22 protein-coding genes and 1 pseudogene are annotated in these 25,051 nt (G+C 47.1%); 17 read left to right on the forward strand and 6 right to left on the reverse strand.

The features are described 5' to 3' along the window. The 9 genes and pseudogenes from PQQ36_RS17895 to rpoC all read left to right on the forward strand — a co-directional run. Nucleotides 1-90 (forward strand): annotated as a pseudogene (locus PQQ36_RS17895) (elongation factor Tu); the annotation flags it as partial. Nucleotides 91-322: 232 nt separating this feature from the next. Beyond that, nucleotides 323-703: a preprotein translocase subunit SecE gene (gene secE, locus PQQ36_RS17900; protein WP_011079195.1), complete on the forward strand. Its 381-nt coding sequence runs from the start codon at nucleotides 323-325 to the stop codon at nucleotides 701-703. A 13-nt stretch (nucleotides 704-716) separates the two neighbouring features. Beyond that, entirely contained in the window at nucleotides 717-1,265 is a 549-nt protein-coding gene (gene nusG, locus PQQ36_RS17905) for a transcription termination/antitermination protein NusG (protein WP_011079196.1), read from the forward strand. Between the two features lie 142 nt (nucleotides 1,266-1,407). Continuing rightward, complete coding sequence (gene rplK / locus PQQ36_RS17910; protein ID WP_011151383.1) at nucleotides 1,408-1,836, forward strand: 50S ribosomal protein L11; 429 nt, start codon at nucleotides 1,408-1,410, stop codon at nucleotides 1,834-1,836. Nucleotides 1,837-1,840: 4 nt separating this feature from the next. Further along, complete coding sequence (gene rplA / locus PQQ36_RS17915) at nucleotides 1,841-2,542, forward strand: 50S ribosomal protein L1 (protein ID WP_011079198.1); 702 nt, start codon at nucleotides 1,841-1,843, stop codon at nucleotides 2,540-2,542. A 290-nt stretch (nucleotides 2,543-2,832) separates the two neighbouring features. Continuing rightward, the gene (rplJ, locus tag PQQ36_RS17920; RefSeq protein WP_011079199.1) at nucleotides 2,833-3,321 is read left to right on the forward strand and encodes a 50S ribosomal protein L10; all 489 of its coding nucleotides are present in this window, start codon (nucleotides 2,833-2,835) and stop codon (nucleotides 3,319-3,321) included. A 60-nt stretch (nucleotides 3,322-3,381) separates the two neighbouring features. Next, nucleotides 3,382-3,750, forward strand: coding sequence for a 50S ribosomal protein L7/L12 (gene rplL / locus PQQ36_RS17925; protein WP_011079200.1), 369 nt, complete (start codon nucleotides 3,382-3,384; stop codon nucleotides 3,748-3,750). A 250-nt stretch (nucleotides 3,751-4,000) separates the two neighbouring features. Next, nucleotides 4,001-8,029: a DNA-directed RNA polymerase subunit beta gene (gene rpoB, locus PQQ36_RS17930; RefSeq protein WP_273661937.1), complete on the forward strand. Its 4,029-nt coding sequence runs from the start codon at nucleotides 4,001-4,003 to the stop codon at nucleotides 8,027-8,029. Nucleotides 8,030-8,104: 75 nt separating this feature from the next. Next, complete coding sequence (gene rpoC, locus PQQ36_RS17935) at nucleotides 8,105-12,307, forward strand: DNA-directed RNA polymerase subunit beta' (protein WP_011079202.1); 4,203 nt, start codon at nucleotides 8,105-8,107, stop codon at nucleotides 12,305-12,307. 141 nt (nucleotides 12,308-12,448) lie between these two features. Here rpoC and PQQ36_RS17940 read toward each other — a convergent pair whose 3' ends face one another. After that, nucleotides 12,449-12,943, reverse strand: coding sequence for an Rsd/AlgQ family anti-sigma factor (locus PQQ36_RS17940; protein WP_011079203.1), 495 nt, complete (start codon nucleotides 12,941-12,943; stop codon nucleotides 12,449-12,451). A gap of 194 nt (nucleotides 12,944-13,137) precedes the next feature. Between PQQ36_RS17940 and nudC the strand changes: the two genes are divergently transcribed. The 4 genes from nudC (at nucleotide 13,138) to hemE (ending at nucleotide 16,641) form a co-directional block, all read left to right on the forward strand. Further along, nucleotides 13,138-13,923, forward strand: coding sequence for an NAD(+) diphosphatase (gene nudC / locus PQQ36_RS17945; RefSeq protein WP_011151379.1), 786 nt, complete (start codon nucleotides 13,138-13,140; stop codon nucleotides 13,921-13,923). A gap of 105 nt (nucleotides 13,924-14,028) precedes the next feature. Further along, nucleotides 14,029-14,514 carry a hypothetical protein gene (locus tag PQQ36_RS17950; protein ID WP_273661939.1) on the forward strand — a complete coding sequence of 162 codons (486 nt, stop codon included), beginning with the start codon at nucleotides 14,029-14,031 and terminating at the stop codon, nucleotides 14,512-14,514. Between the two features lie 4 nt (nucleotides 14,515-14,518). Further along, entirely contained in the window at nucleotides 14,519-15,259 is a 741-nt protein-coding gene (locus PQQ36_RS17955) for a hypothetical protein (protein ID WP_273661941.1), read from the forward strand. Between the two features lie 314 nt (nucleotides 15,260-15,573). Beyond that, on the forward strand, nucleotides 15,574-16,641 hold the full coding sequence (gene hemE / locus PQQ36_RS17960) for a uroporphyrinogen decarboxylase (protein ID WP_011079207.1): 1,068 nt from the start codon (nucleotides 15,574-15,576) through the stop codon (nucleotides 16,639-16,641). Between the two features lie 115 nt (nucleotides 16,642-16,756). On the opposite strand, the gene PQQ36_RS17965 is transcribed toward hemE, so the two are convergent. Then, entirely contained in the window at nucleotides 16,757-17,350 is a 594-nt protein-coding gene (locus tag PQQ36_RS17965; RefSeq protein WP_011079208.1) for a uracil-DNA glycosylase family protein, read from the reverse strand. 3 nt (nucleotides 17,351-17,353) lie between these two features. Then, complete coding sequence (locus PQQ36_RS17970; protein ID WP_045596057.1) at nucleotides 17,354-18,280, reverse strand: D-2-hydroxyacid dehydrogenase; 927 nt, start codon at nucleotides 18,278-18,280, stop codon at nucleotides 17,354-17,356. Nucleotides 18,281-18,346: 66 nt separating this feature from the next. On the opposite strand from PQQ36_RS17970, the gene PQQ36_RS17975 reads away from it, so the two are divergent. Continuing rightward, a complete protein-coding gene (locus tag PQQ36_RS17975) occupies nucleotides 18,347-18,937 on the forward strand; it encodes a YjaG family protein (protein ID WP_026050345.1) in 591 nt (196 codons plus the stop codon). A gap of 53 nt (nucleotides 18,938-18,990) precedes the next feature. Here the strand turns inward: PQQ36_RS17975 and PQQ36_RS17980 are convergent, their stop codons facing one another. Further along, a complete protein-coding gene (locus PQQ36_RS17980; RefSeq protein ID WP_011079211.1) occupies nucleotides 18,991-20,079 on the reverse strand; it encodes a CNNM domain-containing protein in 1,089 nt (362 codons plus the stop codon). Nucleotides 20,080-20,343: 264 nt separating this feature from the next. On the opposite strand from PQQ36_RS17980, the gene hupA reads away from it, so the two are divergent. Together hupA and PQQ36_RS17990 are read left to right on the forward strand one after the other, a co-directional pair. Further along, on the forward strand, nucleotides 20,344-20,616 hold the full coding sequence (hupA, locus tag PQQ36_RS17985) for a nucleoid-associated protein HU-alpha (RefSeq protein WP_011079212.1): 273 nt from the start codon (nucleotides 20,344-20,346) through the stop codon (nucleotides 20,614-20,616). A gap of 52 nt (nucleotides 20,617-20,668) precedes the next feature. Beyond that, nucleotides 20,669-21,361: a DUF1481 domain-containing protein gene (locus PQQ36_RS17990; RefSeq protein WP_043877347.1), complete on the forward strand. Its 693-nt coding sequence runs from the start codon at nucleotides 20,669-20,671 to the stop codon at nucleotides 21,359-21,361. Nucleotides 21,362-21,439: 78 nt separating this feature from the next. Here the strand turns inward: PQQ36_RS17990 and purD are convergent, their stop codons facing one another. Together purD and purH are read right to left on the reverse strand one after the other, a co-directional pair. Beyond that, entirely contained in the window at nucleotides 21,440-22,729 is a 1,290-nt protein-coding gene (purD, locus tag PQQ36_RS17995; RefSeq protein ID WP_011079214.1) for a phosphoribosylamine--glycine ligase, read from the reverse strand. A 57-nt stretch (nucleotides 22,730-22,786) separates the two neighbouring features. Further along, nucleotides 22,787-24,379 carry a bifunctional phosphoribosylaminoimidazolecarboxamide formyltransferase/IMP cyclohydrolase gene (gene purH, locus PQQ36_RS18000; RefSeq protein WP_273661946.1) on the reverse strand — a complete coding sequence of 531 codons (1,593 nt, stop codon included), beginning with the start codon at nucleotides 24,377-24,379 and terminating at the stop codon, nucleotides 22,787-22,789. A 270-nt stretch (nucleotides 24,380-24,649) separates the two neighbouring features. On the opposite strand from purH, the gene zntR reads away from it, so the two are divergent. Beyond that, nucleotides 24,650-25,048 (forward strand): Zn(2+)-responsive transcriptional regulator, encoded by a 399-nt coding sequence (zntR, locus tag PQQ36_RS18005; RefSeq protein ID WP_011079216.1) that lies wholly within the window; start codon nucleotides 24,650-24,652, stop codon nucleotides 25,046-25,048. Nucleotides 25,049-25,051 lie beyond the last annotated feature (3 nt).

Raw genomic sequence — 25,051 nt, forward strand, 5'->3', positions numbered from 1 at the left:
CCAATCGCGATGGACGAAGGTCTACGTTTCGCGATCCGTGAAGGTGGCCGTACTGTTGGTGCTGGTGTTGTTGCTAAAATCTTTGAATAAGATTTGACGAACAGCTAGTAAAAAGGGCATCATTTGATGCCCTTTTTCTACGCTCAATATAATTTTTGCTGCTTTATTGTGCAGGGTTATCTTGAGTGAAGAAGAATTGATTGAGAAGTGAAGCTTAATCAGAATAAATACGCTGTCGCTAACTGTGTGCAGCGATATGGAGTTTGCCCTGCAACAGCGGGGTTATTGTCGTCTATATTAAGACTTGTGACAGGTTGGTTTTATGAAAGCAAATAATGCTGAAACTCCTGATAGCTCTAATGCAGCAGATACCTTTAAGTGGGTAACCACTTTTGTTCTGCTTGCTGCCGCTGTTGTGGGTAATTACCTGTATGGTGAACTTTCTGTGGTGATTCGCGCTGCAGGTGTTGTTGTACTTATTGCTGCTGCGCTTGGTGTGGCTGCAACAACAACAAAAGGTAAAGAAGCGATTGTGTTTGCCAAAGAATCACGTATGGAAGTGCGCAAAGTCGTTTGGCCTACTCGCCAAGAAACTATGCAAACAACGTTGATCGTTTTGGCTGTAAGTATTGTAATGGCTCTGGTTCTGTGGGGCATTGACGGCATCATGGTTCGTCTAATTGCTTTCGCAACTGGGGTATAGAGGGTTTTAATTCATGAGTGAAGCTCCTAAAAAACGCTGGTATGTGGTTCAAGCCTTCTCTGGATTTGAAGGCCGTGTCGCTCAGTCTCTTCGTGAGCATATCAAAATGCACGGTATGGAAGAGTATTTTGGTGAAGTTCTAGTGCCGACTGAAGAAGTCGTAGAAATGCGTGCAGGTCAACGCCGTAAGTCTGAGCGTAAGTTCTTCCCTGGTTACGTCCTTGTTCAAATGATTATGAATGATGAATCATGGCACCTCGTTCGTAGTGTGCCGCGTGTCATGGGCTTCATTGGTGGTACTTCTGACCGTCCAGCTCCGATTTCTGATAAAGAAGCGGATGCGATTCTTAATCGCCTAGAGAAAGCAAGTGAAGCACCTCGTCCACGTACTATGTACGAAGTGGGTGAAGTGGTTCGTGTTAACGAAGGTCCATTTGCTGACTTTAACGGCACGGTTGAAGAAGTGGATTATGAGAAGAGCCGCCTGAAAGTGTCTGTATCGATCTTTGGTCGAGCGACACCGGTAGAGCTTGAATTTGGTCAGGTTGAAAAACTTGATTAAAAAAGCACCTTAATTGGGCTTGTACTAGGCGCGAATTATGACTATAATTTCGCGCCTTTTTGCTTCTATTGAGCAAAAAGTTTTGTTGATAACGGGGAGCTGATCAGAGATTAGCGTTTGAACCCAAGAATTAGGTATTATCATGGCTAAGAAAGTTGAAGCTTATATCAAGCTGCAAGTTGCTGCTGGTATGGCAAACCCAAGTCCACCGGTTGGTCCAGCACTAGGTCAACGTGGTGTTAACATCATGGAATTCTGTAAAGCGTTCAACGCAAAAACAGAATCAATGGAAAAAGGTCTTCCTGTTCCTGTTGTTATCACTGTATACAGCGACCGTTCTTTCACGTTCGTAACTAAGACTCCACCTGCTGCAGTTCTACTGAAGAAAGCTGCTGGTATCAAGTCTGGTTCAGGTCGTCCAAACACTGAAAAAGTGGGTACTGTAACTGACGCTCAAATCCAAGAGATCGCAGAAGCTAAAGCTGCTGATATGACTGGTGCTGACATCGAAGCGATGAAGCGTTCTATCGCAGGTACTGCTCGTTCAATGGGCCTAGTGGTAGAGGGTTAATATCATGGCAAAACTAACTAAGCGCATGCGCGTTATCCGCGAAAAAGTTGATGTAACTCGTGAATACGAAATCAACGAAGCTGTTGCTCTTCTTAAAGAACTAGCGACTGCTAAGTTTGTTGAGTCTGTTGATGTTGCTGTAAACCTAGGCATCGATGCTCGTAAATCTGACCAAAACGTACGTGGTGCAACTGTACTGCCACACGGTACTGGCCGTGACATCCGCGTTGCAGTATTTGCACAAGGTGCAAACGCTGAAGCAGCTAAAGAAGCTGGCGCAGATATCGTTGGTATGGAAGATCTAGCTGAGCAAGTTAAGAAAGGCGAAATGAACTTCGACGTAGTTGTTGCTTCTCCTGATGCAATGCGCGTTGTAGGTCAACTAGGTACTATCCTAGGTCCTCGCGGTCTAATGCCAAACCCTAAAGTTGGTACTGTAACTCCTAACGTTGCTGAAGCGGTTAAGAACGCTAAAGCTGGTCAGGTTCGTTACCGTAACGACAAAAACGGTATCATCCACACTACTATCGGTAAAGTAGACTTCTCTGCTGAGCAAATCAAAGAGAACCTAGAAGCACTTCTAGTTGCTCTTAAGAAAGCTAAGCCATCTTCAGCTAAGGGTTCTTACCTGAAGAAAGTAAGCATCTCTACTACGATGGGTGCTGGTGTTGCTGTTGATCAGGGTACCCTGAACACTCAAGCATAATCTATTTGCTTAGGCGCAAAAATTATGTATAATTTTGCGCCTAATATTTGTGGTTGGGGCTGAACTTTGGTTCTTTGAGTAATTTGTTACTCTATGAATTAAGACCCAGTCTCCGTCCAAGACCGTAGGTGCCAGTTTTCGAACTGACTTAATTTTCCTACGTAGATGGTGCCCGAACTGACAGAAAGCTCTATGTAAATAGTTACCTTTCTTCTGGGAAAAGCACCTCAATAGCTCTCACTGTTGTGATAATAGTGAGTGGTGTAACAACAACCAGGAGTTAATCCAAGATGGCTTTAAATCTTCAAGACAAAAAAGCAATTGTTGCTGAAGTCAACGAAGCTGCCGCTGGTGCACTTTCTGCAGTTGTAGCTGACTCTCGTGGCGTATCTGTTGATGCGATGACTACTCTACGTAAACAAGCTCGTGAAGCGGGTGTTTACATGAAAGTTGTTCGTAACACACTAGCACGCCGTGCGGTTGAAGGTACTCAGTATGAGTGTCTAACTGACACTTTCACTGGTCCTTCTCTAATCGCGTTCTCTAACGAGCACCCAGGTGCTGCAGCGCGTCTTTTCAAAGACTTCGCTAAAGAGAACAAAAAATTCGAGATCAAAGCTGCTGCATTTGAAGGCGCGCTAACTGACGCTGAAGTTCTAGCAACGCTACCAACTTACGACGAAGCAATCGCACGTCTAATGATGTGTCTGAAAGAAGCTTCTGCAGGCAAGCTGGTTCGTACTATCGCTGCTATCCGCGATCAAAAAGAAGCTGCGTAATTCGCATTGCTTTTTACTGGTTGCTTAATAAACTTATTGTTGACTTAAAAGAGAATTGTTATGTCTATTACTAACGAGCAAATCCTAGACGCTATCGCAGAAATGTCTGTAACACAAGTTGTTGAACTAATCTCTGCAATGGAAGAAAAATTCGGTGTTACTGCAGCTGCTGCTGTAGTTGCAGGTGGCGCAGCAGCTGGTGCAGCTGTTGAAGAGCAAACTGAATTCAACGTTATCCTAGCTTCTGCTGGTGCTAACAAAGTTGCTGTAATCAAAGCAGTACGTGGCGCAACTGGTCTTGGCCTGAAAGAAGCTAAAGCTCTAGTTGACGGCGCTCCAGCAGCACTGAAAGAAGGCGTTGAGAAAGCTGAAGCTGAAGCTCTTAAGAAAGAGCTAGAAGAAGCTGGTGCAACTGTTGAGATCAAGTAATTATTACTTAGTCTCCTAGCCTAACGGCTAATGGCTGGTGGTTTTTTAACCACCGGCCTTTTTGCGCTGTAGGGTATAGGCGAATTTTCCTGCTGTTTAAGCGCCTTTATCCAAGCAAAAAACATTTCATTCATTCGCAATGAAATGTCACTACAGTAAACAGTTATATTAGTCTCTGTCCCTTACCCCCCTTAAGAAACTAGGAGCGGGCGGACAGTTTGGGTCACTTATCAGCGAGCTGAGGAACCCCATGGTTTACTCTTATACCGAGAAAAAGCGCATCCGTAAGGACTTTGGTACTCGTCCACAAGTTTTGGACATTCCATACCTGCTATCGATCCAGCTCGATTCGTTCGATAAATTTATCGAACAGGATCCTGAAGGACAGTACGGTCTTGAGGCTGCTTTCCGTTCTGTATTCCCTATTCAGAGCTACAATGGTAATTCTGAGCTGCAATACGTTAGCTACCGTCTTGGTGAGCCAGTTTTTGATGTTAAAGAATGTCAAATCCGTGGTGTAACTTATTCAAAACCACTTCGCGTAAAGCTACGCCTAGTTATTTTTGATAAAGACGCGCCTGCAGGCACTGTAAAAGACATTAAAGAACAAGAAGTCTACATGGGTGAAATTCCACTCATGACAGACAATGGTACCTTTGTGATTAACGGTACCGAGAGGGTTATCGTATCTCAGCTACATCGAAGCCCAGGTGTGTTCTTCGACAGCGACAAAGGTAAGACTCACTCTTCTGGTAAAGTTCTGTACAACGCGCGTATCATTCCTTACCGTGGTTCATGGCTTGATTTTGAGTTTGATCCTAAGGACAACCTGTACGTACGTATCGACCGTTGTCGTAAGCTACCATCAACCATCATTCTTCGTGCACTAGGTAAGAGCACTGAAGAGATCTTGGATACTTTCTTCGAAAAAGTGAATTTTGAAGTGAAAGACCAGACGCTAATGATGGAGTTGGTACCAGATCGCCTACGTGGTGAAACGGCAACGTTTGATATCGAAGCAAACGGCACTGTCTATGTAGAGAAAGGTCGTCGTGTTACGGCACGCCACATCCGTCAGCTTGAAAAAGAAGGCGTTGATCAGATCGAAGTACCAGTTGAGTACATCGTAGGCAAAGTGTCGTCAAAAGATTACATCAATGAAGCGACTGGCGAGATCATCGTTGCAGCGAACCAGGAAATCAGCCTTGAAGCATTGGCTAAGTTATCTCAAGCTGGCCACAAGCAGCTAGAAGTCCTGTTTACAAACGATCTAGACCATGGTCCATTCATGTCAGAAACACTACGCATCGACAGCTCTGTTGATCGTATTTCTGCACTGGTAGAAATCTACCGCATGATGCGCCCTGGTGAGCCACCAACGAAAGAAGCTGCTGAAGCTCTATTCGAAAGCTTGTTCTTCTCTGAAGAGCGTTATGACCTATCGACTGTTGGCCGCATGAAGTTCAACAGCTCCATTGGCCGTGATGATGCAGAAGAGCAAGGCACACTTGATGAAACTGATATCATCGAAGTGATGAAGAAGCTGATCGCTATCCGTAACGGTAAAGGCGAAGTGGACGATATCGACCACCTAGGTAACCGCCGTATCCGTTCTGTTGGCGAAATGGCTGAAAACCAATTCCGTGTTGGTCTAGTACGTGTTGAACGTGCAGTGAAAGAACGTCTGAGCCTAGGCGATCTTGACGCAGTGATGCCACAAGACTTGATCAATGCGAAGCCAATTTCTGCGGCAGTAAAAGAGTTCTTTGGCTCTTCTCAGCTGTCTCAGTTTATGGACCAAAACAACCCGCTATCAGAAGTTACGCACAAGCGTCGTATTTCTGCATTGGGTCCTGGTGGTCTTACTCGTGAGCGCGCTGGTTTCGAAGTTCGAGACGTACACGTAACTCACTACGGCCGCCTATGTCCGATCGAAACGCCTGAAGGTCCGAACATCGGTCTGATCAATTCTCTATCAGCATTTGCACGTTGTAACGAGTACGGTTTCCTAGAGACGCCATACCGTCGTGTTGTTGATGGTGTTGTGACAGACGAAGTGGATTACCTATCAGCGATCGAAGAAGGTCAATTCGTTATCGCTCAGGCGAACGCGAAGCTGAACGAAGATGGTACTTTCGCCGATGAGCTTATCACTGCTCGTCAAAAAGGCGAATCTGGTCTGCACCCACGCGAACATGTTGATTACATGGACGTTGCAACCAACCAGGTAGTATCTATCGCAGCATCGCTAATCCCGTTCCTAGAACACGATGATGCTAACCGCGCTCTAATGGGTGCGAACATGCAACGTCAGGCGGTTCCTACTCTGAAAGCAGAGAAACCACTTGTAGGTACAGGTATTGAGCGTAACGTAGCGGTTGACTCTGGTGTAACGTCGGTTGCTAAACGCGGCGGTATTATCCAGTCAGTTGACGCATCTCGTATCGTGGTGAAGGTTAATGAAGAAGAGTTGATTCCTGGCGAAGCGGGTATCGATATCTACAACCTAACCAAATACACTCGTTCTAACCAAAACACTTGTATCAACCAGCGTCCATGTGTGATGCCGGGTGAACCAGTGCTACGTGGTGATGTGCTTGCTGATGGTCCTTCAACAGACCTAGGTGAACTTGCACTTGGTCAGAACATGCGTATCGCGTTCATGCCTTGGAACGGTTACAACTTCGAAGACTCGATCTTAGTATCTGAGCGCGTAGTTCAAGAAGACCGCTTCACGACTATCCACATTCAAGAACTGACTTGTGTGGCGCGTGATACCAAGCTGGGTTCGGAAGAAATCACAGCGGATATTCCAAACGTAGGTGAATCTGCTCTGTCTAAATTAGACGAGTCAGGTATTGTTTACATCGGTGCTGAAGTGAAGGGTGGCGACATCCTAGTTGGTAAAGTAACGCCAAAAGGTGAAACTCAGCTAACGCCTGAAGAGAAGCTACTACGTGCAATCTTTGGTGAAAAAGCATCTGACGTTAAAGATACGTCACTACGTGTACCAAACTCTGTTTCAGGTACCATCATCGACGTTCAAGTTTTCACTCGCGATGGCGTAGAGAAAGACAAGCGTGCGCTTGAAATTGAACAGATGCAGTTGAAAGAAGCGAAGAAAGACCTAACTGAAGAATTCCAGATTCTGGAAGGCGGTCTTCTAAACCGTGTTAAAGCGGTTCTTCTATCAGGTGGTTACTCTGAAGCGAAGCTAGATACAACTGATCGTAAGAAGTGGCTAGAACTGACTCTTGAAGACGACGCACTGCAAACTCAGCTTGAGCAACTTGCAGAGCAGTACGACGAGCTAAAAGCAGACTTCGATAAGAAGTTTGAAACCAAGCGTCGTAAGATCACTCAAGGTGATGACCTAGCGCCTGGCGTACTGAAGATCGTTAAAGTTTACCTAGCGGTGAAACGTCGTATCCAGCCTGGTGATAAGATGGCGGGTCGTCACGGTAACAAGGGTGTAATCTCTAAGATCAACCCTGTTGAAGACATGCCATACGATGAGAAAGGTCAGCCTGTAGACATCGTACTTAACCCACTGGGTGTACCTTCGCGTATGAACATCGGTCAGATCCTAGAAGTACACTTGGGTCTAGCAGCGAAAGGTATTGGTGACAAGATCAACCAGATGGTTAAAGAGCAGCAAGAACTCGCGAAATTCCGCGAATTCCTGCAAAAAGTTTACGATCTAGGCGAAACTCGCCAGAAAGTAGACATCGCTTCTCTGTCTGATGAAGAAGTTCGTACTCTGATTGGCAACCTACGTGGTGGCTTACCGATTGCGACTCCAGTATTTGACGGTGCGTCTGAAGCATCAATCAAAGAGCTACTAAAACTTGGCGATCTGCCAGAGTCTGGTCAGCTAACTCTGTTTGATGGTCGCACAGGTGATGCGTTTGAGCGTCCTGTAACCGTAGGTTACATGTACATGCTGAAACTGAACCACCTTGTAGATGACAAGATGCACGCACGTTCTACTGGTTCGTACAGTCTGGTAACTCAGCAACCACTAGGTGGTAAAGCTCAGTTCGGTGGTCAGCGTTTCGGTGAGATGGAAGTATGGGCACTAGAAGCATACGGTGCTGCTTACACGCTACAAGAAATGCTAACGGTTAAGTCGGATGACGTTAACGGCCGTACTAAGATGTACAAAAACATCGTAGATGGTAACCACGCGATGGAACCTGGCATGCCTGAATCGTTCAACGTACTGTTGAAAGAGATCCGCTCGCTAGGTATCAACATCGAGCTAGAAGACGAACAGTAATCCGTCCGGGTTATTTGGTAGAAAGCAGCCAGTTTCACACGGCTGGCTGCTTTTAACTCCTTACAGGAGCTGATTGTGAAAGACTTATTAAACTTTCTGAAAGCACAGCATAAGACCGAAGAATTTGATGCAATCAAAATCGGTCTGTCTTCACCAGACATGATTCGTTCATGGTCTTTTGGTGAAGTTAAAAAACCTGAAACGATCAACTATCGTACGTTCAAACCTGAACGCGATGGTCTATTCTGTGCGCGTATCTTTGGCCCAGTAAAAGACTACGAGTGTCTTTGTGGTAAATACAAGCGCCTGAAGCACCGTGGTGTGATCTGTGAGAAATGTGGTGTAGAAGTTACTCAGACTAAAGTTCGTCGTGACCGTATGGGCCACATCGAACTGGCTTCTCCAGTTGCTCACATCTGGTTCCTAAAATCGCTACCGTCTCGTATCGGTCTACTCATGGATATCCCTCTACGTGATATCGAGCGTGTTCTTTACTTCGAAATGTACGTAGTCACTGAACCAGGTATGACGGATCTAGAAAAATCTCAGATGCTCACTGAAGAAGAGTACCTGGATCGTCTAGAAGAGTGGGGCGATGAGTTTACTGCGAAAATGGGTGCAGAAGCGATCAAGGACCTACTAGGTTCAATGGATCTGCATGCTGAAGTTGAGCAGATGCGCGAAGAGCTAGATACCACTAACTCTGAAACTAAGCGTAAGAAACTGACTAAGCGTTTGAAGCTGGTTGAAGCGTTTATCTCTTCAGGCAACAACCCTGAGTGGATGATCCTAACTGTACTTCCAGTTCTTCCGCCAGATCTACGTCCTCTAGTACCACTAGATGGCGGTCGCTTTGCGACTTCAGATCTGAACGACCTATACCGTCGTGTGATCAACCGTAACAACCGTTTGAAGCGTCTTCTAGAGCTAGCAGCTCCGGACATCATCGTACGTAACGAAAAACGTATGCTGCAAGAGTCTGTTGATGCGCTACTGGATAACGGTCGTCGTGGTCGTGCGATCACAGGTTCGAACAAACGTCCTCTGAAATCTCTTGCTGATATGATCAAGGGTAAACAAGGTCGTTTCCGTCAGAACCTTCTAGGTAAACGTGTAGACTACTCTGGCCGTTCTGTAATCACAGTAGGTCCATACCTTCGTCTGCACCAGTGTGGTCTTCCTAAGAAGATGGCACTTGAGCTGTTCAAACCATTCATCTACAGCAAGCTTGAAACTCGTGGCCTAGCGACGACAATCAAAGCGGCTAAGAAGATGGTAGAGCGTGAAGAAGCGGTCGTTTGGGATATCCTAGACGAAGTAATCCGTGAGCACCCAGTACTATTGAACCGTGCACCGACACTTCACCGTCTAGGTATCCAGGCGTTCGAACCAGTACTGATCGAAGGTAAAGCGATCCAGCTACACCCACTAGTGTGTGCGGCGTACAACGCGGACTTCGATGGTGACCAAATGGCGGTTCACGTACCTCTAACACTAGAGGCTCAGCTTGAAGCTCGTACTCTGATGATGTCGACAAACAACATTCTGTCGCCAGCGTCAGGTGATCCGATCATCGTACCTTCTCAGGACGTTGTATTGGGTCTGTACTACATGACTCGTGAAATGATCAACGCGAAAGGCGAAGGCATGTACCTAGCAGGTCCTGCTGAAGCTGAAAAAGCATACCGCACTAAAACTGCGGCGCTACACGCTCGCGTAAAAGTTCGTATCACTGAGACAGTGGTAGATGAAGATGGTCATAGCACAACAGAAACCAAGATGGTGGATACCACTATCGGTCGTGCAATGTTGTGGCAAATCGTACCGAAAGGCCTACCGTTCAGCATCGTTAACCAAAAGCTAGGTAAGAAGCAGATTTCTAACCTACTTAACGAGGCATACCGTAAGCTAGGTCTGAAAGACACAGTAATCTTCGCTGACCAAATCATGTACACCGGTTTTGCTTACGCTGCACTTTCTGGCGTGTCTGTTGGTATCGACGACATGGTTGTACCACCAGCGAAGTACACGGAAATCGCAGAAGCGGAAGAAGAAGTACGTGAAATCCAGGAACAATACCAGTCTGGTCTTGTAACTGCGGGCGAACGTTACAACAAAGTGATCGATATTTGGGCATCAACCAACGATCGCGTAGCGAAAGCGATGATGGAGAACCTTTCTTCTGAAACGGTTATCAACCGTGACGGTGAAGAAGAGCAACAAGAGTCTTTCAACAGCATCTACATGATGGCGGACTCAGGTGCTCGTGGTTCTGCAGCTCAGATTCGTCAGCTAGCGGGTATGCGTGGTCTGATGGCGCGTCCAGATGGTTCAATCATCGAAACGCCGATCACTGCAAACTTTAAAGAAGGTCTAAACGTACTTCAGTACTTTATCTCAACGCACGGTGCTCGTAAGGGTCTTGCGGATACGGCACTGAAAACAGCGAACTCGGGTTACCTAACTCGTCGTCTAGTAGACGTAGCACAAGACGTGGTTGTAACAGAACACGACTGTGGCACGCTAGAAGGCGTTGAAATGATGCCTCATATCGAGGGTGGTGACGTTAAAGTAGCACTGACTGAGCTTGCGCTAGGTCGTGTGGTTGCTGAAGACATTGTTAAGCCTGGTACTGAAGAAATTCTTATCCCGCGTAACACGCTATTGGATGAGAAATGGTGTCAGATCATCAATGACAACTCAGTTGACAAGATCACTGTACGTTCTGTTGTAACGTGTGACTCTGACTTTGGTTGTTGTGCGCAGTGTTACGGTCGTGACCTAGCACGTGGTCACCTAGTGAACCAAGGTGAAGCAGTGGGTGTAATTGCTGCTCAGTCTATCGGTGAACCAGGTACACAGCTAACAATGCGTACGTTCCACATCGGTGGTGCGGCATCGACAGCAGCAGCAGAAAACAGCGTTCAAGTTAAGAACAACGGTTCTGTTAAGCTGAACAACGCGAAATTCGTTATCAATAAAGATGGCAAGCTAGTAATCACTTCTCGTGCTTCTGAGCTGACTATCATTGATGAATTCGGTCGTACCAAAGAGAAACACAAACTGCCTTACGGTTCTTCACTGAGCAAGGCAGATGGCGACGCAGTAACTGCTGGTGAAACAGTAGCAAACTGGGAAGCGCACACCATGCCAATCATCACTGAAGTGGCAGGTCGTGTTCAATTCGTTGACATGATTGATGGTGTAACTGTTTCTCGTCAAACAGACGATCTAACAGGTCTATCTTCAAGCGAAGTGACGGATGCCGCGGCTCGCCCAGCAGCAGGTAAAGATATGCGTCCAGCTATCAAACTTGTTGATGCGGCAGGTAACGATGTAATGATCCCTGGTACTGATATGCCAGCTCAATACTTCCTACCTGGTAAAGCGATCGTGAACATCGAAGATGGCGCTGAAGTAGGCATTGGTGACACTCTAGCTCGTATTCCTCAGAAATCGGGCGGTAACAAAGACATCACCGGTGGTCTACCACGCGTAGCTGACCTATTTGAAGCTCGTAAGCCGAAAGAGCCAGCTATCCTTGCAGAATACTCTGGTACTGTAAGCTTCGGTAAAGAGACCAAAGGTAAGCGTCGTCTGATTATCACTCGTGAGGGTGGTGAGACATACGAAGAGATGATTCCTAAGCATCGTCAGTTGAACGTGTTCGAAGGTGAGCGTGTTGAACGTGGTGACGTAATTGCTGATGGTCCAGAAGCTCCACACGATATCCTGCGTCTACGTGGTATCCACGCTGTGACCCAGTACATCGCGAACGAGGTTCAGGAAGTTTACCGTCTGCAAGGCGTTAAGATTAACGATAAGCACATTGAGACTATCGTTCGTCAGATGCTACGTAAGTGTACTATTACGCATGCTGGTGACTCTGAGTTCTTACCAGGTGAGACAGTAGAATACTCACAAGTGAAGATTGCTAACCGTAATCTAGAAGCAGAAGGCAAAGAGCCAGCTCGCTTCGAACGTGAGCTACTAGGTATCACTAAAGCGTCTCTTGCGACTGAATCGTTCATCTCTGCAGCATCGTTCCAGGAAACGACTCGCGTACTAACAGAAGCAGCAGTTTCTGGTAAACGTGATGATCTACGTGGCCTGAAAGAGAACGTGATTGTAGGTCGTCTGATCCCTGCTGGTACAGGTTTTGCGTACCACCAAGATCGTCAGGCGAAACGTGCTCAAGAGCAAGAAGGCCCATCTGCTGCGCAAGCAACGGATAACCTAGCGGCGCTACTGAACGCAGGTTTCTCTTCAGACGAGTAATCGCTGATTGAAGCATAAAAAAGGCACCTTTCGAGGTGCCTTTTGTTTATCTATTGCTTGCACATCGTTTGTCTAGCGACAAAATAAACCCGCATACAGCGGGTTTATCGAGACAATCGAAATCGGAGGCTTGATGGATAGCTAAGCGCCTGGCGGGACGGAAAGGCTATCGGCAATCAGTTGAATCAAGTGATCTTCGACCTCAAAGCGTAATTCAATGATCTCGCCAACCTTCGAGAGATCGGGTTCGAAGCTTTCAAGAGGATCATCTTCACCCACACTTGCGTACATATCTGTGAAACTGAGCAAAGGTTCGGTCGTGAGTACGATTTTTGCGTAGGTTTCATTAATCTCTGTCGTGGCTTCAAAACCTGTCGCGCGCCATTTATCCATGACCATGTCATAAATCTTAAAGTGGCCTTCAGAAATATAGTCGACTAAGTGCTGACAGAATTGTTGTAATTCGTGGGGAGAGGGAAGTTCTAAAACGTTGGATTTGGTTGAACAGGGCTGCAGTGCAGCAAGCTTACAATATTCGACAATCAACGATTGACGAGTTTCTAACCAATGGTCAATGACTTCACTAGAGCCACCCCATTGTTCTTGTGTTTGTTTGAATTTTTTTAGCATGACCATGCCCTCATGAGCTCATCACGAAACCGTGATCGTTTCCTTTGCATAGTGAAGCCAGTACCTTGGCAAGTTGACCAACCGGATACAAACTCTTGTCCTTCCTAGAATTTATAGCTTGAAACGACATCGTCTACAAATTCTGGTATGAAATTAGATTGCCAGTAAAATGAATCAACTGCAAGCAATGAGGAATAGGAATGTTATCGAATAGTGACAGTAAGCATGGCCAGAAAGCATATTGGTGCGTTGTGTCGGGCAGTGACCTTTGGCTGGTGGACGGGCAACTTCCCCTTGCAACAAGCAATGAGCTCAACTTAGTGGCAGAAAAGGCGCAGAAAATCGGCAGTTATAACAACCATCCCGTCATGTGGCTCAACGAAGCAGATGTCGAGCAGAGTTTAGAAATGCACTCGCTGCGTGAGTGTTTGCATTTTCCTGAACCTCTCTTTTTGCTCATGAGCAAAGCCATTCAATATGGCTATATGACGCAAACAATGCGTTTTTGTCCTCAGTGTGGTGGACGCAACCACCTCAATCACAACCAACTCGCGATGCAGTGTGGGGAATGCCGGACCTTGCATTACCCGAGAATTTTCCCATGTATTATTGTTGCGGTGCGGAAACAGCAGCATATTTTGTTGGCACAGCACCCCAGACACCGCAGTGGTATGTATACCGTGATCGCTGGTTTTGTCGAGGTCGGTGAAACGTTGGAACAGTGCGTCGCTCGAGAGGTGAAAGAAGAAACCGGTATTGAAGTGACCAATATTCGTTACTTTGGCAGCCAACCTTGGGCATTTCCTTCCAGTATGATGATGGCCTTTTTAGCGGATTACCACGCAGGAGAGTTGAAACCAGACTACAGCGAGTTAGCTGATGCTAAATGGTTCACCAGTGACAATTTGCCCCCCGTCGCACCAACAGGCACGATAGCTAGAGCATTAATAGAACAAACATTGCTTAATATGAGATCTGACTCGTAACTGTATAAAATAACAGCACTTAATCATTTTTGAGACACTTTTATTGATACTCTAATCGGGATGTTATTCTGTAATGATAATCTTATAAATAATGGAGTATGAATTATGAAAGCAAGTTATTGGTTAGGTGCCTTGGTCATTCTGACATTGTCAGGAGCCGCAAATGCCAGCATTGAGATCAAAGCGAAGCGGATGCTGACTGAAAAAACCATGACGGAAAATATGGCGAAGGTGCAAAGTGCATGCGGAAACCAAACGCTGCAGGCCAATATCGATTGGAGTGCTTGGGATGGCTACAACTTTTCGGAAGAAAGATTGGACCCGGTAAAAACCACCGGTTGGCTTGGTGGTCTGATCAACTACATCTATGACGATATGGTGAAGCTTTGCACGACGACTGAACATGCCGAATTATACAAAGCAGAGTTCCAAAAAGTAGAGAGGATCCAATTTGCAGGTCAGGAGTCAATTAAAGCTCGCAAGTCTTCATTCGCATTAGCAGATGGTGGCAAAGTGCTGAATGTTTCGTTGAATCCGAATGCAGCGTATGACTCTTCGACGTTGAAGTACATCAAGCAAGCTTGGAACTAATGACATGAAGAAGACCATTCTCTCTCTCTTAGGCATGTCATTAAGTTTTTCAGCCAGTGCGAGCGACGCTTACAGTATGGAAGATTTGAAGGCGCTGCAAGCTTCGCAAAGTTGGCAAGAATTATTGGCACATGCGAACGACATTCGCCCATCACAGCGTGACACTCAGTGGAAGGCGTTAGTGGAGCAAGCAGCACTGGGTTCTTTTACTCAGTCTATCCAAGCGGGAAATAGCGACAAAGCGATTTATCTTGGGCAAGAAGTGCTACAGGTGTATCCATTTTTGAGTCAGTCAGACGCTTTCACGCAAACTTTCTCTGAACAGTTGGTCAAAGCGGCGCAACCGTGCGTGCGTTACTCTGCTGAAAGCTGTGTGGAGAATTATGGCAATCTGCTTGCAACCTTATCGCCCAAAGCGGAGTTGAGCTTTGCTGAAGGGGTTAAAGTTTACCAGAACGTATCTAAGTCTCTATCAGTGCCATTTTTTGCTTCTGCGGTGAAGCAATCATCTCAATACTGTGCGGATGAAAAAGTAGCGAATGCGCTGCTGTACACTTTAGATCGCCCACAAAATGCGAATTTTGCCTTGGCAAAAGAAGTGGCAACCACCGTTTGTGTCGGGACGGCTTTAGCAAATTTTGAAAATTATGTTATCGAATCCAAATCGGTTCGAGCGGCTCTTTGTCCGACTTATGTCAGCAAAGGCTATGTAAAAGGCATCATTAAACAAGTGTGTGAATCTTGATTAGATGCAACTTAAATGTGAAAGGTCACCAGATTGGTGGCCTTTTAATTTGTTGAAAAATAAATAAAAAAAACCCTCCGAGAGGGAGGGGGTAAGTAAGATGTCGTTATGAGATGCTGAACACTGAGTGTTCAGTTTGTAATTATAGTTTTCGCTAGCGAACAAATTTTTAACACTGTTACTTGTTGGGTGCAAACTAAGCATTGATTTAAAAGTTAATAACTTGATCCAGGGCGCAAAGCAGGCGGTATTTTGTGCTAAATCAGTGTTAGAATGGCGCTCTTATAAAAAAGCCTAACAACTGGAATTACGGAATGACTGAATTAAAAAATGATCGTTATCTGCGTGCATTACTGAAAGAGCCTGTAGATTGCACACCGGTATGGATGATGCGTCAGGCAGGTCGTTACCTACCAGAATACAAAGCAACGCGTGCTCAAGCTGGCGATTTCATGTCTTTGTGTAAAAATGCAGAGCTTGCGTCTGAAGTGACTCTTCAACCACTGCGCCGCTTTCCGCTGGATGCTGCCATTCTGTTCTCTGATATCCTGACTATCCCAGATGCGATGGGATTAGGTCTGCGCTTCTCAACAGGCGAAGGCCCGATCTTCGATAACCCAATCACATGCAAAGCAGACGTCGAAAAAATCGGCGTGCCGGATCCAGAAGGTGAGCTGCAATATGTCATGAACGCTGTGCGTCAAATCCGCAAAGACTTGAACGGTGACGTACCGCTGATTGGTTTTTCTGGTAGCCCGTGGACACTCGCCACTTACATGGTTGAAGGCGGCAGCTCAAAAGCCTTCACTAAGATCAAGAAAATGATGTACGCAGAACCACAAACTCTGCACCTACTTCTCGATAAGCTAGCAGACAGCGTTATCGAATACCTAAACGCGCAAATTAAAGCAGGTGCGCAATCAGTGATGGTATTTGATACGTGGGGGGGCGTACTGACGCCGCGTGACTACAACCTCTTCTCACTGCAATACATGCATAAGATTGTGGATGGCCTGATTCGTGAAAACGATGGCCGCCGTGTACCCGTGACGCTCTTTACGAAGAATGGTGGCATGTGGCTAGAGCAGATTGCGGCTACGGGTTGTGATGCCGTTGGTCTTGATTGGACCATCAACATTGCAGACGCAAAAGCGCGTGTCGGTGACAAAGTGGCCCTGCAAGGCAATATGGATCCATCGATGCTCTACGCATCTCACGATCGCATTCGTGAAGAAGTGGCCTCTATCCTAGAAGGATTTGGCCATGGTGGTACTGGACACGTGTTCAACTTGGGTCACGGTATCCATCTTGACGTTCCACCAGAAAACGCAGGTGTCTTTGTTGAGGCGGTTCACGAGCTTTCTAAGCCATACCACCAATAAAAAGCACTCTCTGTTAGCCATTAAAAACCAGCTTCGGCTGGTTTTTTGTTTGTCGGTTCTACCTCAGCGGTGTACAGCGAAAGGTGCTTTTGGGTTGCCATGATCTCAATGCTTTTTAGATCTCAACCTTGCTCGGGGAAAGTAGCTGATGCACTTGTTGGCGAAGGTAGGGCACGGTTTGTTCTTCAAACCAAGGATTCTTTCTCAACCACAGTGTATTTCTTGGCGAGGGATGAGGAAGTGGCAGGTAATCGGGTAGCCAAGCTTGCCAATTTTGTACCGTTTCAGTCAGTGTTTTTGGTTTGTTCGACAGATAACGGTTTTGTGCATATTGACCAATCAACAGTGTCAGTTCGATATTGGGTAAGTGTTTCAGTAAGGCCTCATGCCACAGTGGTGCGCACTCTTTTCGTGGCGGAAGATCGCCAGATTGCCCTCGTCCGGGATAGCAAAATCCCATCGGCATGATGGCGATCTGTTTTGGGTCATAAAAAGTCGGCTTTTCAATGTCTAACCACACTCTTAAGCGATTACCACTGGCATCATTCCACGGAATGGAAGTGTGGTGGACTTTGGTGCCTGGCGCTTGTCCGATGATCAAAATTTTCGCCTCTGAGTGAGCTTGAACCACAGGGTTAGCACCTAGCGGCAAGGCGGAGGCACACACTTGGCAAGCCCGGATTTGAGTTAACAGCGGCTCAAGTGGCATGCATCAATACCCTTTGGTGAAGCTGACTTGATGGTTGAGCGGGTACCCTTCAAGCCAACGATGGTAATTTTCTGCAAACAGCGCCATCACTTTCTCAGGAAAGCTCAGCGCGGCAATATGCGGCGTGATAGTGATTTGTTTGAGCCCCCAAAATGGATGATCCGTGACGAGGGGTTCTTGTTCAAATACATCTAAGAACGCATGTTCAACCCAGTGATTTTTAATCGCCAAAAGTAGTGCCGCATTGTCAATAACGTCCCCACGTCCAACATTAAATAATAGAGCATGACGACAATGGCTGAGGCTCGCTTGGTTCAACAAGTGGTGAGTGTGTTCTGTGCTAGGCAGAGTGTTGACCACGATGTGCGCTTGCTTCAAGGCCGCTGCCAGCTCATTGATGTGATAGGTTTGCTGAAAATGGCTACCGTTTGGCGGAATGCCTGTGCGATTGACGCCAATGGTGTGTAACCCCATCGCCGAGCAGGCATGCGCAAGATGATTACCTATGCTCCCAGTGCCTAAGATGGTGATCGTTTTGCCCTCTAGGGAAGAGTAGGGATGCGGTTGCCAGAGACGTTGCTGTTGCTGCTCCGCATAGCGGGCCAAGTGGCGATAGTGTTGAATGGCGTAGCCGATGACGTATTCCGCAATCAAGGGGCCAAAAATCCCACGGACATTGGTTAGCTTGTAATCTCGTCGTAACTCAGGTTGCATGAGCGCGTTCACGCCAGCGTAAGTCGATTGTAGCCATTCGAGCTGGTGGCACTCAGACAAGCGTGGCGCAATGTGAGGTGGCGCCGCGAGGATGATATTGGCTTGCTCGATGTTCTCAGTGAGTGCTAAATCGGGTAACGCGTGATCAGCAAGCAGTTGGCGATAGGTCTCGTTGTCTTCGGTAACAATGAAAATCTTGTGTTTTGACTGATGCATTAACTTTTTTCCCTGTGGCGAATCAAGTACACTTCCGCTGTCTTTTTCCGCAATGATTGAGTGATTATGCTACAGAATCCCCTACAGGTCCGTTTAGAAAAACTGGAACCTTGGCAACAAATAACCTTCATGACGTGTTTGTGTGAACGTATGTACCCGAACTACGCCATGTTTTGTGATAGCACTGGTTTCGCGGAACCAAGAGGTTATCGCAACATTTTAGACAGTGTATGGGAAATTCTCACGGTGAAAAACGCTAAGGTGAATTTTGAGCGTCAACTTGAGAAGTTGGAAGAGCTCTTCCCTAGCGCGGAAGAGTTCGATCTTTATGCGGTTTATCCGGCCATGGATGCGTGTCAATCTCTCTCCACCTTATTGCACGGTTTGCTTGATCGCGACTATCTGTTCGACTCTATGATTAAGATCAGTCAGCAGTCGGTGCAAACGGTGGTGGATTTAGAGCAAGCTCAAGGCAGTGAAGCGATCACCAATGAAAACCAGAAAGCGAACGAAGCGGTTTGTGCTGAATGGGATGTGCAGTGGGCGATTTTCCGTCCTTTACGTGAAGCACAAGAGCGTGATATCGACTTGATTAAAGATTTACGCCAAGAGTTGAGAGATGATCCGATCAGCAACTTGGGCATCACTCTGTCGTAATGATAAACAAAAGGCTCCAATGGAGCCTTTTGTTGTTTTGACACTTGAGTAAGCTACGACTTCGTTTTGTCGTTACTTCCTTCATCTTCATCGTCGTCGCGGCTTTCAATCATGCCATGCTTGTTTTTCCAGCGTTCCCAACGTTGGTAAGCCAGTTCTTGCATGTCTTGGCTCTTGTCAGCTTCGTCGATGATCTCTTCCCCGAGTAGATATTCAAAAATATCTTCTAAGGTGACGAGGCCGAGCACGGTGCCATACTCGTCAACCACGATAGAAAGCTGCAAGCGTTTTGCCATCATTTGATCAAACGCTTTAGGCAAAGCAAGCGTGTTCATGATGACGTGAATAGGGCGCATCACGGAACCCAGTTGTTTCTCTCCTGCCCCAGATTGCTGCAGTTTGAATAGCTCTAAGCGGTGGACAAAACCAATGATGTTGTCTTTCTGCTCGCTGTAAACCAGTGGGCGTGAGAAAGGCGTTTCCTTATGTTGTGCCAAAAATTCGTTGATGGTCATGGTTGCTTCAACGCGAAAGACCACTGGTCGAGGCGTCATCACCTGTGTTACTGGCACATCTTGAATGCCGAGCAAGTTACTCAGAATTTTAGACTCGCCCTCAGCAAACTCGCCGCTTTCACGCGCCAAAATCGCCATGGCTGACAGCTCATCGCGCATTTTTGGGGTTTCTTGATTGCGAGCAAGACGCTTGGTGATTTGCTCAGAGAACCAGACAAAGGGTGTTAGGGCCCAGACCATCCAACGCAAGGTGCTGGCGGCTGAAGGCGCCAGTTGTCGCCAGTAAGTGGCTCCAATGGTTTTAGGGACGATTTCCGAAAGCACAAGAATACCGAGCGTTAGGACACCAGAGAATACCCCCAACCATTCGCTGCCGAAAACCACTGCCGCTTGCGCACCCGCTGTCGCAGCACCAATGGTGTGAGCGATGGTGTTCAGCGTCAGGATGGAAGCCAGTGGGCGATCGATATCCGCTTTGAGTTTCGTCAGTTGTGCCGCAGCTGGGTGCCCTTGTTGTCTGAGTTGGGCGATGTAACTCGGACTGATGCTGAGCAAGACGGCTTCTAGCACCGAACAAATAAAGGAAACACCAATAGCAATCGAAATATAGATAGTAAGCAGTAGCATAGTTGCCCTTGAAGAAATCCCTCAATCACATCTGCCGTGAGGTAAATCGTATTATAGGAGTATGGCAGCCCCTTATAAATAGGTGCTTTGAGGCTGAAATCCAAGAGCTTTATGTGGTTATTCGGTAACAATTTGTGAGTTATTACTCAGAAAACGGTTAAAAGTAAGGCATTGAAGCGAAAGAATGACGACAAACCTTTGCCAGACGGGGGCTTTATGCTTTAGAGTGAAATGAATTCGATAACCTATGAGAAGGGAAACCTAATGAACAAGACCCAATTAATCGACTTTATCGCAGAGAAAGCAGACCTATCTAAAGCACAAGCGAAAGCTGCTCTTGAAGCTACTCTTAACGGTGTGACTGACGCACTAAAAGAGGGTGACCAGGTTCAACTAATTGGTTTTGGTACATTCAAAGTAAACCACCGCGCAGCACGTACTGGCCGTAACCCTAAAACGGGTGATGAGATCCAAATCGCTGCAGCAAACGTTCCTGCATTCGTAGCAGGTAAAGCACTGAAAGAATCAGTAAACTAATTGCTCTGCACCGGAGATTCTCTCCGGTGCCTTTTTTAAATTGCCTGACATCATGAAAAAACGACTGCTCTCCCTGACTGCCCTCCTAATCCTTGCTGGTTGTTCTTCAGCACCAAGACCAAATCTTGAACAATTCACTCATTTCTCTGGTGGCCAGACGATGGGCGATGCGACGAGTTTCTATTGGGTGACGGACAAACTGACGGGGCCGCATAAAGCGTCGGACTATGTTTTTTCTGGTGATTACGGTTGGTACCAAAGCGAATATCGCTGGGATGAAGGCGCATTACGAGAGTTGATTCGAGAAGGTGAGCAGCTTGATAGCAAGTTAGGCTTAGTACCTTATCGAATCCACGTTCGATTTAATGTTGAAGGGGATGCGGTTTATCAGCAGTATCGCCTTAACGGGAAAGTTCTCCCTATCCAAAAAGAACAGTTGCAGCGCTACCAATACGAAGCGGATGCATTGGTTAAAGAGACCAAGCAGCAAGCGCGCGAGGGCTTGGAGTTGGTCCAAGGGTATTGGGATGGGGAAACGTTTGAAACCTGTAGTGGAGAGGAATATTCGACACTCGAGTTTAATCAGACCCTCCCAGGATTTGTGGTTAACCGCTTGGCCAGCGTCGACAGCTATGTGGCGTTTTTAGGCAAAAAATCTTCACGTCGTTTGGAAGTAGAAACGTTACTGTTATTAGATGAAGACGATCGAGACTGCGTGGAAAAGCCCGTGTTGCTTGAAGAGTAAGACTTACTCCGTTAGACGAATGAAAAGACAAAAGGCGCAAAATGCGCCTTTTGTTTTCTTTGCCAACTGATGTTGTTGTTATTTTTGTTGCTCGCGAGCGATAGCACGGTAGCCAATATCGTTGCGGTGGAACATGCCTTCCCAACGGATCTGTTTTGCCAGCTCGTACGCGCGTTGCTGCGCTTCTGATACGCTGTTGCCAAGTGCGGTGGCACAAAGAACACGACCACCGTTTGTTACGATATCGCCCTCTTTATTTTCAGTGCCAGCGTGGAAGACTTTTTCGCCTTCAATTTCAACTTGAGGTAGGCCAGAGATCACGTCGCCCTTGTTGTACGCTGCTGGGTAGCCACCCGCTGCAAGCACAATACCAATCGATGCGCGAGGGTCCCACTTGGACTCGACTTGGTCCAGTTTCTTGTCGATGGCCGCGAGGCACAATTCCACAAGATCCGATTCCATGCGCATCATGATAGGTTGCGTTTCTGGGTCACCAAAGCGGCAGTTGTACTCGATCACTTTTGGTGTGCCATCTTTGTCAATCATCAAACCGGCATAGAGGAAGCCCGTGTATGGGTTACCTTCGGCTGCCATGCCACGCACGGTAGGGAAGATCACCTCTTGCATAACACGGTTATGGATCTCTGGTGTCACCACTGGTGCGGGTGAGTAAGCGCCCATGCCGCCGGTGTTTGGACCGGTGTCTTTATCGCCGACACGTTTGTGGTCTTGGCTGGTGGCCATTGGCAGTACGTTTTCGCCATCCACCATCACGATGAAGCTCGCTTCTTCGCCATCAAGGAACTCTTCGATCACCACGCGGCTGCCTGCCTCGCCAAAGGCGTTGCCTGCGAGCATGTCTTTGATTGCTTCTTCCGCTTCTTCCAGCGTCATCGCGACAATCACGCCTTTACCTGCCGCAAGGCCATCTGCTTTCACCACGATTGGCGCGCCTTGTTCACGTACATAGGCCAGTGCTGGCTCGATGTCCGTAAAGTTTGCGTACGCCGCCGTCGGGATTTGGTGACGAGCAAGGAAGTCTTTGGTAAATGCTTTAGAGCCTTCAAGTTGCGCAGCCGCTTGGGTAGGGCCAAAAATTGGCAGGCCTGCTTCATAAAACGCATCAACGACACCCAGTACGAGTGGCACTTCAGGACCGACGATGGTCAGTTCAATGGCTTTCTCTTTAGCAAACGCCACTAAACCGGCAATGTCTTCAACGGCGATGTTGACGTTTTCTAGCTTAGGCTCAAGTGCAGTACCAGCGTTACCCGGCGCGACGAAGATTGTCTCTACATTTGGGTTTTGCGCGGCTTTCCAACCTAGTGCGTGTTCACGACCGCCGGAACCAATTATCAATACATTCATCTCATCATCCTCAAATCTTGCAAAAAGAGGTGCCTGATAAGGCACCTCTGATAAAAACTAGTGGCGGAAGTGGCGCATGCCGGTAAAGATCATCGCCATACCGTGTTCATCTGCGGCGGCAATCACTTCGTCATCACGCATCGAACCACCAGGCTGAATCACACATTTAATGCCAGCTTCTGCTGCTGCATCAATACCGTCACGGAATGGGAAGAAGGCATCAGATGCCATGACACAACCTTCAACTTGCAGACCTTCGTCTGCCGCTTTAATTCCGGCAATCTTCGCTGAGTAGACGCGGCTCATTTGGCCAGCGCCCACACCAATGGTCATGTCGCCTTTAGAGTAAACAATCGCGTTCGATTTTACGTACTTGGCGACTTTCCAGCAGAATAGCGCATCTTTGAGCTCTTCTTCGGTTGGCTGGCGCTTAGAGACGACTTTAAGGTCATCGAGGCTAACCATGCCTTGGTCGCGGTCTTGAACCAGTAGACCGCCGTTTACGCGTTTCACATCAAAACCGGTCGTCTTCGTTGTCCACTCGCCACACTCAAGCAGACGAATGTTTTTCTTCGCTGCCACCACTTCCATCGCTTCAGCCGATACCGAAGGGGCAATGATGACTTCAACAAATTGGCGCTCAACAATAGCGGTGGCCGTTTCTGCGTCTAGCTCTTGGTTGAAGGCGATGATGCCGCCAAATGCGGATGTCGGATCGGTTTGGTAAGCGCGGTTGTACGCCTCTAGGATGTCTTTACCTAGCGCTACGCCACATGGGTTAGCGTGCTTAACAATGACACAAGCTGGCTCATTAAACTCTTTCACACACTCAAGCGCTGCGTCCGTGTCTGCGATGTTGTTGTAAGAAAGGGCTTTGCCTTGGATTTGGCGAGCGGTAGCAACCGATGCTTCTTGTGGGTTGGCTTCAACATAGAAAGCGGCTGCTTGGTGGCTGTTCTCACCGTAGCGCATGTCTTGTTTTTTGATGAACTGCTGGTTGAAAGTGCGCGGGAATTTGCTCTCTTCATCACCTTCTTTGTTCTCTCCGTATGAAGGAACCATAGTGCCGAAGTAGTTCGCGATCATGCCGTCGTAAGCAGCGGTGTGTTCAAAGGCTGCGATAGCGAGGTCGAAACGCGTTTCTAGAGTAAGCGACGTGTCGTTGGCGTCCATTTCTGTGATGACGCGATGGTAGTCTGACGCGTTGACAACGATAGTCACGTCTTTATGGTTTTTCGCCGCAGAGCGAACCATGGTTGGGCCACCGATGTCGATGTTTTCAACCGCGTCAGCCAGTGTGCAGCCTTCTTTAGCGACAGTTTCTGCGAATGGGTAGAGGTTAACCACCACCATGTCGATCGGGTTAATGCCGTGTTTTGCCATGACCTCATCGTCTTGGCCACGACGACCGAGCACACCACCGTGAACTTTCGGGTGAAGCGTTTTAACGCGACCGTCCATCATTTCTGGGAAACCAGTGTAGTCAGAGACTTCAGTGACTGCGATGCCTTGCTCTGCAAGTAAACGAGCAGTACCGCCAGTCGATAAGATATCGACACCGCGCTCAGCAAGAGCTTGCGCAAACTCAACAATACCGGTTTTGTCTGATACGCTGATAAGCGCACGGCGAATAGGACGAGCGTTGTTCATGCTTCCAATTTCCTCAAATTCACGGAGTTAAACTAAAGATATTTGCCAAAAATGAACTTGTTTTTACCTCTTGGGGTAAAATATTGGCCAGTTTTGGAAAAGACCTTTGTCTCGCTTTTCTGGTAAGAAGACAGTCTCCCTCATTTGATGGCGCGTATTCTAACCAATTTATTACATAAAAGCTCGCGCAATCGTTTGGCATCTCAAAAATAATTGCAAAAAACTCGAACTTTAAGAGAAAAAGTAACGAGATAGTTAATAAGGAAAGTTATGTTTCAGATAGGTGAATTGGCGAAACGTTGTGGTGTGAGTGCGGATACGCTGCGCTTTTATGAAAAAAATGCCCTGATCAAGCCAGCTGGTCGCAGTGAATCCGGCTACCGTCTTTACAATTATGAAAACCAGAAGCAGGTGGGGTTCATTCTAAAAGCCAAAGAACTCGGTTTAAGTTTGGAAGAGATCAAAGAGCTGCTGGAGATCAAACTCGAAGCAACAGAACACAGTTGCGCCGAGGTGAAAGCGATCACTTCTGCTAAGTTGGCACTCATCGATGAGAAAATTGCCGAATTAAACAAAATTCGTCGGGCACTGAAAAAAATTAACGACGCGTGCTGTGGACATGTGGAAGATAATGCCAGCCACTGTTCCATTCTTGCTGCTTTAGAATAACAG

This window comes from Vibrio sp. CCUG 15886 (assembly GCF_028570825.1).
In the GTDB taxonomy this organism is placed as follows: domain Bacteria; phylum Pseudomonadota; class Gammaproteobacteria; order Enterobacterales; family Vibrionaceae; genus Vibrio; species Vibrio vulnificus_B.